The following is a 1,526-nucleotide window of genomic DNA, read 5'->3' as shown; positions in this document are numbered from 1 at the left end:
TACTCGGCGCGATTGCGGAAAGGCTCAGCCCGATCGATCTGCTGGCGGTGTCGCAGACAGACGGCGAGCTGCGTGCTGCTGTCCAAATGTCCGCGGCGTTGGAACAACGGCGCCAGATGGCAATCCGGGTTCAGGCCGTCTGGAACAGGTTAATGGTCCCGCAGCCAGGAGTCGCGAATCCCTATGTCGGACTAATGGCTGCCGGCGCGTTGGAATCTCTGGCATCCAATTTCAATTGCCTGACCGGCGTGCAGCAGGAGCAGCTCGTTGCCATCGCCGAAGGACTTAACAACCCCGAGCACCGCGTCTTTGCCCTGCAAGCCCTCGGCGGGGGGCTGGGAGGGCTCGCGCCCACGCTTCAGCAGCGCCTCGTCGAGGTCGCCGAAGGACTTGACGACGAAGAGCACTGCGTCGATGCCCTGGCAGCCCTCAGACAAGGGGTGGGAGGGCTCGCGCCTGCGCTCCAGCAGCGTCTCATTGATCGCGCCGAGGCGCTTGACCCCGAACTTCGCTTCTCGGCCTTGGATGACCTCGGGCTGGCCGTGGGTGACTTTACGCCCATACTCCAGCAGCGTCTCATCGAACTTGCCGAGGGGGTTGGCGATCCCCAGCTTCGCGTCGCTGCCCTCGCTGGTCTGGCAATGGGTGTGGGACGGCTTGTGCCGGCGCTCCAGCAGCGTTTCGTCGATCGCGTCGAGGAGCTCAACTCGGAAGACCGCGTCTCGGTGTTGTCAGCCCTCGGGATAAGCGGGGGAGAGTTTGTGCCCGCGCTCCAGCAGCGTGTGGTCGACCTCGCAGCAGGGCTTGTCGATCCCGAGCATCGCGCTCAAGCCCTGGAGGACATCGGACCGAACCTAGGAGAGCTTGCGCCTGCACTACAGCAGCGCCTCGTCAGGCTCGCCGAGGCGTTTGTCGATCCCGAGCTTCGCGCTAAAGCCCTGCGGGGCATCGGAACGAACCTAGGATCGCTTGCGCCCGGACCACAGCAGCGCCTCGTCGTGCTCGCCGAGGGGCTCGCCCAGTACGAGCATCGCGTCACAGCTCTGCTGGGCCTCGCAGTGGGCGTCGAAGGACTTGCGCCCACGCTCCAGCGGCGCCTCGTCGACCTCGTCGTGAACCCTGACCTCGAAGATTACTCCTCGGCCCTCGCAGCCCTGAAACCAGCCGTAGGAAAGCTTGTGCCCGAGCTACAGGAGCGCCTCGTCGCGCTCGCCGAGAATCTTAACGACCAAAGCCATCGCGTCATTGCGCTGCAAAGTCTCGGAGAGAGCGCGGGATCGCTTCTGCCCGAGCTACAGGAGCGCCTCGTTGTGCTCGCCGAGAATCTTAACGACCAACGCCATCGTGTCAATGCGCTGCAAAGCTTCCGAGAGAGCGCGGGATCGCTTCTGCCCGAGCTACAGGAGCGCCTCGTTGTGCTCACCGAGAATCTTAACGACCCACACGATCGTGTCACTGCGCTGCTAAGCCTCGGAGAGAGCGCGGGATTGCTTCCGCCCGAGCTACAGGAGCGCCTGGTCACCTTC

General features: G+C 64.2%; 1 protein-coding gene. It reads left to right on the top strand.

Annotated features, from left to right (window positions below):
• On the top strand, nt 1–1,526 hold a 1,526-nt coding region (locus tag ACFFNA_RS39345), incomplete at both ends, for a serine/threonine-protein kinase (protein WP_378925681.1).

This window comes from Mesorhizobium kowhaii (assembly GCF_042431665.1).
GTDB lineage: Bacteria > Pseudomonadota > Alphaproteobacteria > Rhizobiales > Rhizobiaceae > Mesorhizobium > Mesorhizobium kowhaii.
This window is presented reverse-complemented; position numbering and strand designations above follow the sequence as displayed.